The organism is Polaromonas eurypsychrophila (assembly GCF_014641715.1).
GTDB lineage: Bacteria > Pseudomonadota > Gammaproteobacteria > Burkholderiales > Burkholderiaceae_C > Polaromonas > Polaromonas eurypsychrophila.
Genome location: NZ_BMIG01000011.1, coordinates 104,612 through 120,963, shown reverse-complemented (window position 1 = coordinate 120,963; position 16,352 = coordinate 104,612). Strand labels below are relative to the sequence as shown.

Sequence of the window (16,352 nt, the reverse complement as noted above, 5' to 3'; positions counted from 1 at the left end):
CCCCACGGTCGCTCACTGCGTGTGGCTTCCTGCCCCCCGAGGGGGCTGCTGCGCCTGCAGGCCGGCGAAGCCGGACCCGCGGCCCCGGCTGGTGAAAGAAGGGGTTTCCGGTCGCGGCGCTCACCTCTGGCTTTAACATGAAACACCAGCCACGCATCCTTATTGTCGAAGATGAGCCCGCAATCGCCGAGTTGATCGCGGTCAACCTCACGCACGGTGGCTTCACACCAGTGATCGCCGGCGACAGCGTGGCCGCGCAACGTGAGCTCGATGCGGTGCTGCCCGACGCCATCCTGCTGGACTGGATGCTGCCCGGGCAAAGCGGCCTGGCGCTGGCGCGCCATCTGCGCAAGGAGCCGCGCACCAAGGCGATTCCCATTCTGATGCTGACCGCCCGAGGCGACGAGCCCGACAAGGTGGCGGGCCTGGATGCGGGCGCCGACGACTACATCACCAAGCCCTTCTCGACGCAGGAACTGCTGGCGCGCATACGCGCTGTGCTTCGTCGGCGCGCGCCGGAGTCGGTCAACGACAGCGTGACCGTTGGCGAGTTGATGCTCGACGCCGGGACGCACCGCATCTTCTACCAGGGTCAGGAACTCAAGCTGGGACCGACCGAGTTCAAGCTGCTGCACTACCTGATGAAACACGCGGAGCGCGTGCACAGCCGGGGTACCTTGCTCGACAAGGTGTGGGGCGACCATGTGTTCATTGAAGAGCGTACCGTCGATGTCCATGTCAAGCGTCTGCGCGAAGCGTTGGGATTGGCCGGGGCGATGGTGGAAACCGTCCGGGGTGCAGGCTATCGGCTGACCTCGCTGGCGTCTGCTGGTGTACTTGCTGCGGCACAATCCCGTTCATGATCAATCGCTGGGTGGTTTTTGCAGCCTGCCTGCTGCTCGGGTCGGGTGCGGGTTGGGGGCTGGCAGGCAAGGATGGCATCGAGCCTGGCTTGTTGCTGGCGGGTTTTTCCTGGCTTTTGCTGGACACCCTGCAAATTGCCCGTCTGCTGAGGTGGCTGCGAAGCGAGCAGAACGCCGACGTGCCCGGCGTGACGGCGAACATGGCGAGTGTCCCGGGCGGCGTCTGGGGCGATGTGGCGGGCCGGATGCGGCGTTTGCTGAAAGACCGCGACCGTCAATACCAGGAAAGCCAGGCGCGGCTCAATGAATTTTTGTCGGCCATGCAGGCTTCGCCGAACGGAGTGGTGCTGCTGGATGCGCAAGGACGGATCGAATGGTGCAACCAGACGGCGGCCCAGCATTTCGGTTTTGACGCCAAGCGCGATGTCATGCAGCACATCGCCAACTTGGTCAGAGCCCCGTCCTTCTCTGCTTATCTGAGCTCCGCAGATTTTGCCAGTGATGTGATCATTCCCGGCGGCCTGTCCACGCCGGCGCGCCCAGTCAAGCTGTCGGTCCATCTGCACGCTTATGGCAACGAACGCCGGCTGCTGCTGTCGCGCGACATCACCGCACTGGAACTGGCCGAAGCCATGCGACGCGATTTTGTGGCCAATGTGTCGCATGAAATCCGGACCCCGCTGACCGTGCTCTCCGGCTTCATCGAGACCCTGCAGACGCTGCCCTTGCAAGAGCCGGAACGCAACCGCTACCTGGGACTGATGGCGCAGCAGTCGCAGCGCATGCAGACACTGGTCAATGATTTGCTGACCTTGTCGCGCCTGGAAGGCAGCCCGCTTCCCGACACCGCCGGCTGGGTCGGTACCGGCGCCTTGCTCGCGCAATGCGAGCAGGAGGCGCGCGCCCTGTCGGCGCTGCTGGCGCCGAGCGGGCATCGCCTGGAATTCGATGCAGGTCAGGTTTGCGAGCTCGCTGGCGTTCATAACGAGTTGCTCAGTGCCATGTCCAATCTGGCGAGTAATGCCGTGCGTTACACACCGTCGGGTGGGCTGATCCGGGTCAGCTGGATGCTGCTGGACGATGGCCGCGGTCGTTTCGAGGTGCAGGACAGCGGGCCAGGCATTGCCTCGGAACATATTCCACGCCTGACCGAGCGCTTTTACCGCATCGACCGCAGCCGCTCGCGCGAGACCGGTGGCACCGGTCTGGGGCTGGCGATTGTCAAACATGTCACCCAGCGCCACGGCGCCGAATTGCAGATCGAAAGTCAGCTTGGGCAGGGTTCGCGCTTTTCGATTGTGTTCCCAGCCGCGCGGGTGCGGCAGCTTCCGGCCTAATCGTGGGTGCTGCGCCGGACGGTGTTCCAAAGCAACCCGGCCAGGCTGAGCGCCACCAAAGCCATGCCGCCAGTGCTGGCAGCCCAGAAGCTCACCGCCGATGGCATCGCCGGGTAGGGCCCGAGCCCCTGGTAAGCCAGGGTATAGCCGCCCAGAAGGCCCATGCCCCACAGCATGATGGCGTAGAGCAGCAGCGGCGTTAAGGTAATGCGGTAGCAGCGCAGCAAGAATCCGCAGACCGCTTGTACGGCGTCTCCCACATGGTAAACAGCCACCCACAGCAGCAGCCCGGACGCCAGTTGCGCCACGGCGGGTGTTGCCGAGTAAAGTCCGGCGATACTTCGATTTGCTATCAATAAAATAGCTGCTAATGCAGTTGCAGAAAGGGCTACAAGCCTAAAACCTGTCCAAACGGCAAGTGCAGCCTGGACCGGCTGACCGGCGCCTGTCCAGAATGACACGCGCGCGCTGCAGGCGATGGCGATGGACAGCGGCACCATGTAGAGCACCGAGGCTATGCTGGCGGCGATCTGGTGGCTGGCCGACGCTGCGGTGCCCAGACGCGCGATGAAAAGGGCCATCAGCGTGAAGGACGTGACCTCTACCAGGTAGGCTATCCCACCCGGAATGCCAAGGCGGGCGAAGCCGCCAATTTGGCGCCAGTCGGGTTTTTCCATGGTCGCCCACAGAAGATAGGGGTGGTACAGGCCCTGGGTGCGCAACATCAACAGCGCAAAAAGCATCAGGCCGTAGTTGACCACCAGTGTCGCCCAGGCACAGCCGACCACGCCCAAGGGGGCGATACCGGCACCGCCGGCGACCAGCCAGATGGACAGCGGGATCTTGACAAGCAGCGCGCCCAGTTGCAGCCAGGTGATCAGCAGCGGGTGGCCAAGCGACTGGTTGAGGGTGCTGTAGATACGAAACAGCAACGATGGCAGCAACGCCACAGCCAGGACGGCCAGGTACTGCCTGACCTCGCCCTGCATCGCATCGGGCACCTGCGCCCAGCGCAGCAAGGGGCCGGGTGAAAGCAGAGCGGCGACACCGGCGAGCGTCAGCAGGGCGCACAGGTAGAGGCTTTGCCTGAGGGAGGCGCCCAGTGCTTGCGGCCGCCGCGCGCCGTGCAGCTCGGCCCAGATCGGCAGCAGCGCCTGCACGATGCCGATCAGGCCTACATAAACACTGATGTAGATGGCGGAGCCGACCGACAGCGCTGCCAGGGCCTGGTCGCTGTAGCGGCCAGCGATGACGGTATCGGCCACGCCGAAAGCCATGATTGCGAGCTGACCGACCAGTACCGTGCCGGCGTGTTTGCTGATGAGCTTGAGTTCGCTCACGGCCGCTGGCGGGCCGGTGCTGGCGTGGACGCCGGGGCCGTCGCGGCCAGGCTGACCCTTTTGTACAGCGCCACGTTTTCATTCTTGTCCGTAGGCCGCCGCAGAGTGGCCAGGTAAGCCCACTCGGGCATGTCGACGGTCTCGCTGAGCGTGGCCTGCGCATCGGCGTCCACCACCAGGTAGGGACAGGCGGCCTTGGCGCCAGCCTGGCGCAACTTGAGATTTCCGTGGTACTGGAAGGCCGCAACCTGCGCGCTGTTCAGGCCGTAAACCTCGACACAGGCATTGGGGTTGACGCGCGCTGCCACCTGCCGAGACAGCGGCGCATAACTGCGCGCATAGTCGAGCAGCGGCAGCCACAGAGTCATCAGCAGCAGCCAGCACAGCGTGGCGCCGCCCGCCGGTAACACCATGGACTTCCAGATCGCGGCGCGTTGCGCGCCGGCCCGCCATTTCACCAGCCAGGCCCAGGCCAGCGTGGCAATCACCGCCGCCAGAAAGGCCAGCCAGGAAAAGCTTGGCTCGAACCCCGGCGCCAGCTTCGCGACATTGGCGGCCGGCTGCCTGGGCATGCCGGTCTGCATGGCAATCCAGATGATCCAGATGATGGCTGCGCAGCCGGTGAAAAACAGCAGAGTGAACCAGTCGATCAGCGAGGCCACGCTGCGCTTGAGTGTGGGCAGGGCAAAGGCGGCCAATGCGGCCAGCGGTGGCAGGCTCAGCAGCAGGCTGCGGTCCGACGCCGTGGTGGTCACGGTGGCGCCCAGGGCCACTGCCGCAAACCACAGCGGCAGCGCCACATGCCGGCTGGTCAGTTGCCGGCGCCAGCGCCAAAGTGTCCAGGCGGCCAGGGGCCAGGCCGGCCAGGTGAACCAGATCAGCAAACGTGCGAGGCTGCGCCATTCCTTGCGGCCCGCCGGATCGGCCAGACCGGGGATTTCAATGCGCCAGCGCCAGAGGTCCAGCGCCCATGACAGTGCAGCCACCGCCAGGGTCAGCGTGCCTGCCAGAAATACCCAACGCCAGGCGTGTGTTTCGATTTTTTCAGGACGGGCGTTTTGCGTGCTGCTCAGCGCAAGCAGGGTGCTGCCGGCGCCCAGCAGCACGGCCACGGTGGGTGCGCCGCTCAGCGCCAGGCCGGCCAGGCCGAGGGCCAGGCCCAGCGCGGGACCGATGATCTTGTAGGCGCTGCGGTAGGCGCTGGCCGACATGGCGTAAAACACCAGCGCCATGAAGCTGAGCTGGGCCAGTGCCGGCGTGGTTTCGTGCGAGAGCTGCGCCAGTCCCAGGCTGGCAATCAGGGCCAGCAGGCCGGCATCGGCAATCGCGCGTGCATAGTCCACCGGGCTGGCTTCGCCGCCAAATGCAAAAGCCACCGGCTGGGCCTGGGGGCTGCGCGCCAGGTAATACACCGCGTACCAGGTGGCAAGCAGCGTTAGCGCCAGCAGCAGGCCAAAGGGGATGCGGGCCGCAAACGCCTGATCGAGAAAGGGAAAAGCCTTGATCGCCAGCGCGCCCAACCAGTAGGGCGCCAGCGCTTCAAATTCGCCCGCTTGCCCCAGCAGTTGCGGATGCAACCAGCTGGTGTTGCCGGCCGCGAGTTCGCGCATGGTGCCGAAGGCTGCAATGTCGGCATTTTTCCAGGGCCCGCGGCCCAGAAAACCGGGCAATACGTAAGCGATGCAGAACAGCAGCAAGGCAAGCCTGGGCAGGCGGCGGACCGCAGACTGGGCAATGATGGCTGGGGAGGGCTTGTTCAAGGGAGATCAGATGTACGGGAAAAGGAATGCCCGATTTTGGGGCAAAAAAAAACAGCCTGACACGCAGGCTGCTTTTTATGTGGCTGGAAGAAGCTTGGCAGCTTACTCGACAGCCGGTGCCGCAGCAGCCTCTTTGGCAGGTGTTTTGCCAAAACGGTTGCGGAACTTCTCGACGCGGCCACCCATGTTGTCCACGGATTTCTGTGTGCCGGTGTAGAAGGGATGCGACTCACTGGACGTATCCAGCTTGTACAGGGGCAGTTCGCGGCCGTCTTCCATTTTCACCATTTCTTTGGTGTTGGCGCATGAGCGGGTTACAAACTTGAAGTTGTTCGACATGTCCAGGAAACAAACTTCGCGGTAATTGGGGTGAATGCCTTCTTTCATGATCTTTCCTTGTTCGTTTCGGGAGCCACTCAGACCAGTTCTGGGCACTTTCCGTGAAGCCTCACATTATGCCACGAAATCAATCACTTAGCGCAGATTTTGGACGGTATCTATAGCCAGCCGGCGCCGCGGAACCGGCTTTGCCGGGCCGCAGGCGCAGCGCCGCCCCAGGGGGGCAGAGAGCTACACGCAGTGAGCGAACGTGGGGGCTAACCACCCCTTCGCATCATGTCAAAGAACTCGTGGTTGTTCTTGGTGGCCTTCATGTTCTTGAGCATCAACTCCATGGATTCGATCTCGTCCATGTTGTACATGAACTGGCGCAGAATTCGCGATTTCTGGAGGATTTCCGGGGCCAGCAGCAGCTCTTCCTTGCGGGTGCCGCTGCGGTTCAGGTGGATCGCCGGGAACACGCGTTTTTCGTACAGGCGGCGGTCCAGGTGGATTTCGCAGTTGCCGGTGCCCTTGAATTCCTCAAAGATCACCTCGTCCATGCGGCTGCCAGTATCGACCAGCGCGGTGCCGATGATGGTCAGGCTGCCGCCTTCCTCGATCTTGCGGGCTGCGCCAAAGAAACGCTTGGGGCGCTGCAGCGCATTGGCATCGACACCACCGGTCAACACCTTGCCGGAAGAGGGCAGCACGTTGTTGTAGGCGCGGGCCAAGCGGGTGATCGAGTCCAGCAGGATCACCACGTCCTTGCCGAGTTCGACCAAGCGCTTGGCGCGTTCGATCACCATTTCGGCGACGTGCACGTGGCGGGCAGCGGGCTCGTCAAAGGTGGAGGAGATCACTTCGCCGCGCACGCTGCGCTGCATTTCAGTAACCTCTTCAGGGCGCTCGTCGACCAGCAGCACCATCATCACGACTTCGGGATAGTTGGCGGTGATCGCGTGGGCGATGTTCTGCATCATCACAGTCTTGCCGGACTTGGGCGGTGCGACCAGCAAGGCGCGCTGGCCCTTGCCGATGGGCGCCACGATGTCGATGATGCGGCTGGTCAGGTTTTCTTCACCCTTGATGTCGCGTTCCAGTTTGAACTGTTCGCGCGGGAACAGCGGTGTCAGATTCTCGAACATCACCTTGTGTTTGTTCGCCTCGGGCGCGCCGTCATTGACCTTGTCGAGCTTGTTCAATGCAAAGTAGCGCTCGCCGTCTTTCGGGGTGCGCACTTCGCCTTCAATCATGTCGCCGGTGTGCAGGTTGAAGCGGCGAATCTGGCTCGGGCTTATGTAGATGTCATCGGTACTGGCGGTGTAGCTGGAGTCCGGTGCGCGCAGAAAGCCGAAGCCGTCGGGCAGCACTTCCAGCACGCCGTCAGCGACGATGGTTTCACCGGTTTTGGAGCGCTTCTTGATGATGGCGAACATCAGCTCCTGCTTGCGCATGCGGCCGACGTTTTCGATCTCTAGTTCTTCGGCCTGCTTGAGGACTTCAGACACGTGCAGTGCCTTGAGTTCGTTTAAGTGCATGGGAAAACCTTGCGTGAAGTCAACTCCTCGCGGAGTTCATTTTTTAAAACGGGGGAGGTCTGAAAGGAAGCTAGAGGCGCTTCACAAACCGGGAACTCGAACCGACCGGCAGTGGCCAGTCAGCGATCAAAGTCATTATGACAGGAAATTCAGGGGGTTTGTCCGCGCGGCAGGGCGGGGGAGATGCTGCACACGAAGGGCCGACGGCGGAGTCGGACTTCGTGGCGGCAGGTAGGGGCGTGTTATGCCAGTTGCTGGTCGATGAAGGCAGTCAGTTGGGCCTTGCTCATGGCGCCGACCTTGGTGGCGGCGAGCTGGCCGTCCTTGAACAGCATCAAGGTCGGGATGCCGCGAATGCCGAACTTCGCGGGGATGTCGCGGTTCTCATCCACATTCATCTTGGCGATCTGCAGGCGACCGTCGTAACCGGTGGCCACTTCGTCAAGAATTGGGGCAATCATCTTGCAGGGACCGCACCACTCCGCCCAGTAGTCCACCAGCACCGGCTTGGAGGCCTGCAGCACATCGGCTTCGAAGGTGGCATCGGTGGTATGTTTGATCAGTTCGCTGGCCATGGCATGTCCTTTGGGGAGGGTTCAGGAAATTGTGTCAATAGAAGCTAAAGTTGAAGGCATTGTGGCAGAAACCAAGTCCCCCCGTTGCGCACCAAACCTCCTGTTCCGGCTATGGGCGTGATAGGCGAGGGCGTGCCCGCGGCTTACGGCCCCGGCGCTTCCTGCTGGGCGCAGGTCACGGTGCAGTTGTCCGGCCTGCTGCGCGTGCGCGGCGTACATCCCGCGCGCGCGGTGGTGTTGCTGCCCTATGCGCAGCTAATGAACGAGGCCAGGGCCGCTTGGTCAGCGTCAGCGGGCGTAAGCCATTTCCTGCCGCGTTTTGAAACCACCATGAACTGGGCCACCCGCCTGGGCGCCTTGGAACCGGCGCCTGGCGACCTGCGCCAGAACACCGCGCGCGACGTTCTCACGGCAGCCTCGCTGCTGGCGCGCGCCGGGCTGGGCGCGCAGCAGGAGGTGCTGGCCCCTCGGCTGGTCGAGGCGGCATCGTCGCTGGCCCGGCTGGCGGCGGCTGTTGCTCCCGGCCAGCGGCCGGCCTGGGGTGCGCGGCTGGGCGCCTTGCTGGTTGCCGGCCTGGACGCGCCGGTGTTGCAGCTCGAGGCGGCGCTGGGCCAGATTGCACTGGCCTGGGCGGCGACCTCCAGCTATCCGTCGGATGTGTTGTTTTCCCCCCAGGCCACCGAGGCGGTGGACCTGCTGGTGGTGCTGGAGGGTTTCCAGACGGAGCCGGTCACCGGGGCGCTGAAGGTTCACTTCGGTGAGCGGGCGGTCTCGATTTCGCTCGATTTTCCCGCTGAGCCGCATGTGCCTGCACTACATGCGGCGCCCGATTTCGAGGCCGAGGCGCAGCGCGCTGCTGCCTGTGTGTTGGCGCACTTGGCGCAGCGCCGCAGTCCGGTCGCACTGGTGGCGCAGGACCGTGAACTGACGCGTCGGGTGCGCGCCATGCTCGGTGAGGCAGGCATTGCGCTGCGTGACGAAACCGGCTGGAAACTCTCCACCACCCGTGCCGCTGCGACCCTGATGGGCCTGCTGCGCGCCGCGAGCTGGAACACTGGTACCGACGCCGTGCTGGACTGGCTCAAAAATGCACCGGCTTTTGAGGCGACCGAGGTCGCCGCCGCCGAAAAAGAGTTGCGCCGGGGTGGTGTGCGCGAGTGGCGCGCCGTCGGCGCATCCCTGCCTGTCGCCGGCCTGCTGGCGGTCCGGCTGAACCTGCTGCGCGACGGTTTGCAGCGGCCGCGTGCGCTGGCCACCTGGCTGCGCGACTTGCGGGCTGCGCTGCAGGCGGCCGGACAGTGGGATGGCCTGGTGCGCGACGTGGCGGGCCAGGCGGTGCTCGAAGCGCTGCGGCTTGACGAGGGAGCGGAGGCCGAGTTCGCCGACGCGGACGCACGCATTAATCTCGCGGGTTTCACCGTCTGGGTCAATCAGGCGCTGGAGGCGGAAAGTTTCAAGCCCCCGCACCCGGCCCAGGAGCAGGTGGTGATCCTGCCCCTGAGCCAGTTGCTGGGCCGCAACCTGCAGGCGGTGGTGCTGGCCGGTTGTGATGAGCAGCACCTTCCGGTATCGCCGGAGCCGTCGGGCAACTGGACGCCGCCGCAGCGCGAGCTGCTGGGTCTGCCTTCGCGCGAGGCCGATGCCCTGGCGCAACGGGCCGCCTGGCGACACGTGCTGCAGTTTTCGCATCTGGACCTGCTCTGGCGTGAAAGTCACAACGGCGAGCGCCTGATGCCCAGTGGTTTTGTGCAGGAGTTGCAGTTGCAAAACGAGATCGCGATGGCCGCGGACCCACGGGTGTTGCGCCCTTTGCAGTTGCTGCCGACGCCGCATCCGATGCCAAGCGGTGAGGCCCTGCCGGTCAAGCGTCTGTCGGCCAGCGCGTACGAGGACTTGCGGCGCTGCCCCTACCGTTTTTTTGCGCTGCGTCAGCTGCGCCTGCAGGAAGTCGACGAGCTGGACACCGAAATCGGCAAGCGCGACTTCGGCAACTGGCTGCACTCCCTGCTGAAGATCTTTCATGAAACGCTGCAGGCAGCGCCTGCACCCGATCTGCGGGCGCGCGAAATCCTGATCAACCATGCCTCGGATCAGGCAGCGCGTGACATGGGCCTGAGCGAGAGTGAGTTTTTGCCGTTCGCGGCGAGCTGGCCGCGCGTGCGCGAGGGCTACCTGGCCTGGCTGGCGGAACATGAAGCGGCCGGCGCGGTATTCCAGGCTGCCGAGGTTGAACGGCAAACGCCGTTGGGCGAGCTGACCTTGATAGGCACCATAGACCGTATCGACAGGCTTTCGGACGGCAGCGCACTGGTGCTCGACTACAAGACAGAAGCCAGTGGCACCACCCGGGAACGCCTCAAGCAGCCCCAGGAAGACACACAACTGGCGTTCTATGCCGGCCTGGTGGAAGACGACACGCTAGCGGCCGCTTATGTGAACCTGGGCGAGAAGGAAGCCACGCGCACTTACGAACAAGCCGAGATTGTGGCCCTGCGCGATGAGCTGCTCGACAGCATCCTCACCGACATGGCGCGGGTGGCCCGTGGCACGCCGCTGCGGGCGCTGGGTGAGGGCAAGGCCTGCGAGTACTGTTCGGCAAGAGGCTTATGCCGCAAGGATTTTTGGCAATGAACAAAGAACTCACGCTCCCCACTTCGTGTAGCTCTCTGCCCCCCGAGGGGGCCGCTGCGCCTGCGGACTGGCAAAGCCAGATCCGCGGCCCCGACTGGTCTTGGGAGAGCGGCTCTGCTGGATGCTTGGGGCCATGGCGATGACCCCACAAGCCGCGTATGAACACAACGGTCAGCCGGTCTCGGCCGATGCTTTTTATGCGATTGCCTGCGACCCGCGGCGCAGCGTGGCGGTCGAGGCCTGCGCCGGCGCGGGCAAGACCTGGATGCTGGTCTCGCGCATCGTGCGGGCGCTGCTGGACGGCGCGCAGCCGCAGGAGATTCTGGCGATCACCTTCACCAAACGTGCGGCCGGCGAGATGCGCGAGCGCCTGTATGAGTGGCTGGAGCAATTCGCCCAGGCTGACGATGCGACCCTGATGAGGGAACTGGCGATGCGCGGTTTTGCGTATGAAAAAGGACCGCAGCCACCGCCGGACGGGCGTGAGCAGCTATCAAATTTATACCAACGCATTCTGGAGACTGGCCGTGCGGTGCAGATACGCACCTTCCACAGCTGGTTCGCCGCCTTGCTGCGCAGCGCGCCTCTGGCCTTGTTGCAGCAGCAGGGCTTGCCGCTGAACTACGAGTTGCTGGAAGATGACGCGCCAGCCCGAGCCCTGGTCTGGCGGCGTTTTTATGCCGCGCTGGTGGACCAGCCCGAGCTTAGGGCTGACTTCGAGGCCGTGGTGCAAACCTATGGCCGTTTTCAGGCCGACAAGGCTTTGCAGGCAGCACTCGACAAACGCACCGAGTTTGTGCTGGCTGATGCCACCGGTGTGGTCGACAGCTCGGTGCAGCATTTCACCGTGCAGTTCACCGAGTTCGGCGGGCTCGACGATCCGGAGGAGCTGCTGACCAGCAACCGCTTTCACCGCCAGACCCTGCGCGACGCGGCGCTGGCGCTGGCCCGCGCCAGTGCGCCGACGTTTGCGGCCAAGGGTGTGGAGCTGGAGCAGGCGCTGACCGCCGGCGACATGCAAGCTGCGTTTGCAGCGCTATTGACGGAGAAGGGCACAGCGCGCAAGTTCGGCGAAAAAATTGTGGGGATCGAGTTGGTCCGTGTTGCGCAAGAGCTGGTGCTGCGCGTGCTGGCGGCGTGCCAGCAGCACGTTGCCTGGCTTTATCAGCAGCGCATGGCGCGGCTGGCGCGTCTGCTGATCGCGGAGTTCAGCGCGCTCAAGCAGGAGCGCGGCTGGGTCGACATGAACGACATCGAAACGGCGGCGCTGACCTTGCTGGGCGACGAACTGCTGTCGGGCTGGGTGCAGCAGCGGCTGGACGCCCGCATCCGGCACCTGCTGATCGACGAGTTCCAGGACACCAACCCGCTGCAGTGGCAGGCGCTGTGGTCCTGGCTCAGCGCTTACGGCGGAGCGGGCACGGCACCCAGCGTGTTCATCGTCGGCGATCCCAAGCAGAGCATTTACCGCTTCCGGCGCGCCGAGCCGCAGGTGTTCAAGGCGGCACAGCAGTTTGTGCGTCAAGGCCTGGATGGTGAGCTGCTCAGTTGTGACCACACGCGGCGCAATGCGCAGCGCGTGATCAGCACCGTCAACACTGCCATGGGTGCCGCGCGCGACGCCGACGGTTACGACGGTTTTCGCGAACACACCAGCGAATCGCTGGAGGCCGGCGCGGTCGGGCGGCTGCCGGCGATCCCTCGCAGCAAGGAAGACGAAGCCGATTCAGTCGAACTTGGCGGGTGGCGCGACAGCCTGACCACGCCGCGCGAGATTCCCGAGGAAACTCTGCGCACGCTTGAGGCGCGCCAGGCCGCCGCCTGGATATCACAGCAGATCGCTGGCGGTCTTAAGCCGGAAGACGTGATGGTCTTGTCGCGCAAACGCGCCGGCCTGCTGCCCTTGCAGGACGAGCTGCGTGCGCTGCATATCCCGGCGGTGGTCGGCGAGAAGACCGCGCTAATCGATTGCTGCGAGGTGCAGGACATCGTTGCGCTGCTGGACGTGCTGGTCTCTCCGCAGCACGATTTGTCGATGGCGCGCGCGCTGAAGTCGCCGCTGTTCGGCCTGGGCGACGAAACGCTGGTGCAGATCGCGTTACAGCGCGCCGACACGGGCCGGTCCTGGTTCGAGGTGCTACAAAAATCAGAGCAGTTAGTACCCGACACAAAAGGGCTGAGGCCAGTTTTGATGCTCTACAAAGGCTGGCTGGATGCCCTGCCACCGCACGACGCGCTGCAGGCGATCTACCACCACGGCGATGTGCTGGCCAAATTTGCAGCCGCCGCGCCGGATGCGCAGCGCGCCAGTGTGCTGGCCAACTTGCGAGCCTTGCTGGCGGTGGCGCTGCAGCTCGACGGTGGGCGTTACGCCACGCCTTATGCCTTTGTACGCGCGCTCAAGGCCGGCGGCCAATTGGCGCCGGCCACTGTCAGCGACGAGGCGGTGCGCCTGCTGACCATCCACGGTGCCAAGGGCCTGGAGGCCGAAGCCGTGCTGCTGCTGGACACCGACACCCTGGAGCGCAACCCCGACAGCATGGGTGTGCTGGTGGACTGGCCCGGCGAGGATGTGGCGCCGAAAAAATTCGTGTTCCTGGTCAGCGAGACACGTCCGCCGGCCTGCGCGGTGGAGACGCTGGCCGAGGAGCATGCCGCGCGCCGGCGCGAGGAGCTCAACGCGCTGTATGTGGCGCTGACCCGCGCGCGCCACACCCTGGTGCTGTCGTCGATCACGCCGCACCGCGAACCCGCCGACAGCTGGTGGCGTCGGCTGGACCGGCTGCTTAAGGAAATCCCGGTGCCGCCGGCGCAGCTGCTGGAAGGCGCCACCGCGCGCGCGCTAGACTACCTGCTGGAACTGCCTGTTGCCCCCGTCCTGCCTGCGTCAACAGCTATCGAAGTTGTAGCAGATGAGGATGCGGACGTGACCCGTATCGGCCAGGCCATGCACCGGTTGCTCGAGTGGGGGACGCTGGCGCCCACGCAGCTGCGTGCCGTGGTCCGTGAGTTCCGCCTGAGCCCGGCGCAGGGCCAGCTGGCCGCAGACCGTGCGCGCAGCATCCTGGCCGGCGAGGGCGCCTGGGCCTGGGATGAACAAGTGCTTGCCTGGCAGGGCAACGAGGTCGAGCTGTTCCATGGCGGCCAGTTGCTCCGACTGGACCGCCTGGTGCAGCGCAGGGACGCCGGGCATGAGGGGCACTGGTGGGTGCTGGACTACAAGTCGCATGCTGCTCCGCATCAGGTCCCAGACCTACGGGAACAGATGCGGGCCTATGGTGCGGCGGTGCAGGCCCTCTATCCGGATGAGGTTGTTCGTACAGCGTTTCTGACGCCGGACGGCGCTTTGTTCGAGGTGGTGGAGGCGCAGGCGTAAGCATCACGGCGGATGCCTGCGGTCGCCTTCTGGCCGCTCAGGCCGCGACCGAAGCGGCCCGGCTCACCATGGCAGGCAGGGCGGATGCGCTCGCGCGGCACAGATCCTGCACCGATGGCTGATCGGCCATCGCGCGGCACAGCTCGATCAGCCGGGTGCTGCGGTCAGCGCCTAATATCGGAGTCACCTGCGCATCAAATTTCGCGACCAGGCGCTGGTCGGACAGCGGGCGTTCGCGGCTGCCGATGGCATGCTCGACGAAAACTTGCAAGCGCCGCCCGTCCTTGCAGTGCACGGTGATGCCAGCGGCTGCTTCGCGAACGGTGCTGTCCACTGTGGCCGTGACCTTGTTACGCAGCGCGACGATATCGGAGCGCCTGACGATCTCGTCGGAAAACTCGGCTTCGCCTCCGGCGCCCAGCGCCAAGCCCACGGCGCAGCCGTGATAAATGCTGAACTTGCCTTCCAGGCCGTCGGATGGCGCGGATTTTCCGGTCAACTCCAGAACCAGCGGATGCACCCTGAGCTCCACGCGCGCAATGTCGTCTGGCTTCAGTCCCCCTTCAAACAGCTGGACGCAGCCGTCGATGGCGGGGTGGATCACCACACCGCAGGCAAATGGTTTGTAGGTGTTGGCGGAAATTTCGAAATGGGTACCGAGTCCCTCGATCATCTGCTGCCAGTTCGGCGTGGGGGTGAGCACCTGCAGGTAGCCGCGCGGCGCCTCGAGGACTTTGGCCGATGCGGTGTAGCCATGGCGTGCCATGACCGCGGCGTTCAGGCCTGCACGCGCGGCAGCGCCAGGATGAAAGGATTTAGCCATGGTGCCGAACTGTTCGCGCACGCCGATGGGTTGTGAGGCTGCCAGCCCCAGCGCCATCGCACAGCGCTTCGCATCGAGCTTGAGCAGGCGCGCGCACGCGGCGGCGGCGCCCAGTGCGCCGGTGGAGCCGGTGATGTGCCACCCCTGGTCGTAGTGCCCCGGGTATAAGCCGATACCGACGCGACACGCAACGTCGATGCCCAGCACCAGTGCGTCAACCAGTTCCCGTCCGCTGGCATGGGTTTTTTCAGCCAGCGCGAGGGCGGCTGAAGCCACCGGCCCGGCGGGATGGATCAACGTTTTCCAGTGGGTATCGTCGAAATCGAACAGGTGCGACGAAATTCCGTTGAGCAGCGCGGCGCTGCCCATGTCCACGCGTTCGTTGCGCCCCAGCACAGTGGCCTGCGCCGAAGGTTCGAATTCGCGCACGCTGGCCAGCGCCGCATCGACCGCGGCATGTGTGGAGGCACCAATGGCGCAGCCCAGCCAGTTCAGGAAAGTGCGGTGAGCCTCTTGCTCGATCGCATCGCTCCAGCCGCGGGACGGGTGGCTGGCGACAAATGTGGCCAGCAGCTGGGTCACGGCCGGGGGCGAAACGGGCAGCGCGGTGGGATGGGGGACAGGCGTCATGGGTTCGGCACGGCAGGTTGTTCGGGCAATGAAGTGGGCGGGCGTTGCGGTGACGCTTCAATCCATCGTGAGTTTTCTGGTTTTCACCAGCTCGATCCACTGCGCCGAGTCGGTTTTGACGTACTGGCCGAACTGGTCCGGCGTCATGGGCATCAGGTTGATGGCTTCATGCGAAAGCTTCTCGCTGAGATCGGGTGTGGAGAGTTGCCGGTTGATTTCCTCATTGAGGCGCTGGACCACCGCCGAGGGCATGTTGGCCGGCCCGTGCACGCCGTACCACTGGACGCTGTCAAAACCCTTCACGCCCAACTCCGCCAGGCTTGGTACATCTGGCAGCGCCGGGTGCCGCCTGGCGCTGGTGACAGCCAGTGCGCGGATACGCTTGCTGCGGATGTGCGACATGGCGGTGGAAAGGCTGGGCAGGCCGGCCTCTATCTGGCCGCCCAGCAGGTCCGCCATCATCGGGCTGCCGCCACGGTAGGGCACGTGCACCATGAAGGTCCGCGTTGCTTCCTTGAACTGTTCCATCGCAAGGTGTGTCAGGGTGCCCTGTCCGGCAGAGCCGTAGCTGTATCTGGTCGGGTTGGCTTTGAGCAGGGCGATCAGCTCGGCGACGTTGTTGGCACTCACGGCCGGGTTGACGACCAGGACGTTGGGGGTGCCGCCTATCATCGCCACCGGCGTGAAGTCCCTGGCCGCATCGTAGGGCAGCTTGCGGACCGCCGGGTTGGTGCTGTGAGTCGCCGAGTAGCTGAGCATCAGGGTGTGGCCATCGGGATTCGCCCGCGCTGTGGCTTGCGTGGCGATCACGCCGCCGCCGCCGCTGATGTTATCCACCACAAAGGTCTGGCCCAGCGCCTTGCCCAGCCGATCGCCTAGAGTTCGCGCCAGCATGTCGGCGGAGCCTCCCGGAGCGACCGGGACAATGAAGCGGATCGGTTTGGCAGGCCAATCGGCCTGGGCATGGGCCAGTTGCGGCAGGGCGGCGCAGGCCAGCGCGGCGCCCAGGGACTGCAGCCCTTGTCGTCGGTTGTATTTCATGATGTCTCCTCGATGGCTGGATGGCTGGATGGCAGGAAAGCCGGCTGCGAAGCTGGCTTTCCTGGTGCCAGCCCACTATATAAGCGCCAGCGTTCAGGAACCAATGAAGAATAGTGA

At 64.6% G+C, this 16,352-nt stretch carries 11 protein-coding genes; 4 read left to right on the top strand and 7 right to left on the bottom strand.

Annotated features, from left to right (window positions below; all coding sequences use genetic code 11):
- The first annotated feature begins 137 nt into the window (after positions 1 to 137).
- Positions 138 to 863, top strand: coding sequence for a phosphate regulon transcriptional regulator PhoB (gene phoB, locus IEX16_RS14820; protein ID WP_188709250.1), 726 nt, complete (start codon positions 138 to 140; stop codon positions 861 to 863).
- Positions 860 to 2,200 (top strand): phosphate regulon sensor histidine kinase PhoR, encoded by a 1,341-nt coding sequence (phoR, locus tag IEX16_RS14815; protein WP_188709249.1) that lies wholly within the window; start codon positions 860 to 862, stop codon positions 2,198 to 2,200. Before phoB ends, phoR begins: the two co-directional genes overlap by 4 nt.
- Here phoR and IEX16_RS14810 read toward each other — a convergent pair.
- The 5 genes from IEX16_RS14810 to trxA form a co-directional block, all read right to left on the bottom strand.
- Positions 2,197 to 3,540, bottom strand: coding sequence for an MATE family efflux transporter (locus tag IEX16_RS14810; protein ID WP_188709248.1), 1,344 nt, complete (start codon positions 3,538 to 3,540; stop codon positions 2,197 to 2,199). The genes phoR and IEX16_RS14810 overlap by 4 nt on opposite strands.
- A complete protein-coding gene (locus tag IEX16_RS14805; RefSeq protein ID WP_188709247.1) occupies positions 3,537 to 5,300 on the bottom strand; it encodes a hypothetical protein in 1,764 nt (587 codons plus the stop codon). The genes IEX16_RS14810 and IEX16_RS14805 overlap by 4 nt, the downstream gene beginning before the upstream one ends.
- Positions 5,301 to 5,402: 102 nt before the next feature.
- The gene (locus IEX16_RS14800; protein ID WP_188709246.1) at positions 5,403 to 5,687 is read right to left on the bottom strand and encodes a type B 50S ribosomal protein L31; all 285 of its coding nucleotides are present in this window, start codon (positions 5,685 to 5,687) and stop codon (positions 5,403 to 5,405) included.
- Between the two features lie 209 nt (positions 5,688 to 5,896).
- Positions 5,897 to 7,159 carry a transcription termination factor Rho gene (gene rho / locus IEX16_RS14795; protein WP_188709245.1) on the bottom strand — a complete coding sequence of 421 codons (1,263 nt, stop codon included), beginning with the start codon at positions 7,157 to 7,159 and terminating at the stop codon, positions 5,897 to 5,899.
- A 242-nt stretch (positions 7,160 to 7,401) separates the two neighbouring features.
- Positions 7,402 to 7,734, bottom strand: coding sequence for a thioredoxin TrxA (gene trxA, locus IEX16_RS14790; protein ID WP_077594529.1), 333 nt, complete (start codon positions 7,732 to 7,734; stop codon positions 7,402 to 7,404).
- Positions 7,735 to 7,845: 111 nt separating this feature from the next.
- Here trxA and IEX16_RS14785 point away from each other — a divergent pair, with 111 nt between their 5' ends.
- Both IEX16_RS14785 and IEX16_RS14780 read left to right on the top strand, forming a co-directional pair.
- Entirely contained in the window at positions 7,846 to 10,365 is a 2,520-nt protein-coding gene (locus tag IEX16_RS14785; RefSeq protein WP_188709274.1) for a PD-(D/E)XK nuclease family protein, read from the top strand.
- A 133-nt stretch (positions 10,366 to 10,498) separates the two neighbouring features.
- The gene (locus tag IEX16_RS14780; protein ID WP_373288357.1) at positions 10,499 to 13,741 is read left to right on the top strand and encodes a UvrD-helicase domain-containing protein; all 3,243 of its coding nucleotides are present in this window, start codon (positions 10,499 to 10,501) and stop codon (positions 13,739 to 13,741) included.
- A 37-nt stretch (positions 13,742 to 13,778) separates the two neighbouring features.
- On the opposite strand, the gene IEX16_RS14775 is transcribed toward IEX16_RS14780, so the two are convergent.
- Positions 13,779 to 15,194 (bottom strand): MmgE/PrpD family protein, encoded by a 1,416-nt coding sequence (locus tag IEX16_RS14775; protein WP_188709244.1) that lies wholly within the window; start codon positions 15,192 to 15,194, stop codon positions 13,779 to 13,781.
- A 57-nt stretch (positions 15,195 to 15,251) separates the two neighbouring features.
- A complete protein-coding gene (locus IEX16_RS14770) occupies positions 15,252 to 16,235 on the bottom strand; it encodes a Bug family tripartite tricarboxylate transporter substrate binding protein (RefSeq protein WP_188709243.1) in 984 nt (327 codons plus the stop codon).
- Between the last annotated feature and the right edge of the window lie 117 nt (positions 16,236 to 16,352).